The following is a 244-nucleotide window of genomic DNA, read 5'->3' as shown; positions in this document are numbered from 1 at the left end:
CCACCACGTGGTGGTCCGCGCGGTGTCCTCGGGCGTCCTCCTGCTCGTCATGTACGGCACCTCGAACCTGATCGCCGCCGAGCCCCGACCGCCGTGGGTGTTCAAGCACATCGCGGTGACCGCGTACATCCTGCAGCACGGCGCCGTCGACCCGTCGATCGACATCTACAACCGCTGGCCCGGGTTCTTCAGCTTCAGCGCGTTCCTCGGCGCCGCCACCGGCACGCTCGACGCGGCGGACCCG

1 pseudogene is annotated in these 244 nt (G+C 70.1%); it reads left to right on the top strand.

The features are described from left to right. A pseudogene (locus BIV03_RS19765) lies at nt 1–244 on the top strand (glycosyltransferase); the annotation flags it as partial.

It is taken from the genome of Curtobacterium sp. MCBA15_016 (assembly GCF_001865105.1).
Classification (GTDB): Bacteria; Actinomycetota; Actinomycetes; order Actinomycetales; family Microbacteriaceae; genus Curtobacterium.
This window is presented reverse-complemented; position numbering and strand designations above follow the sequence as displayed.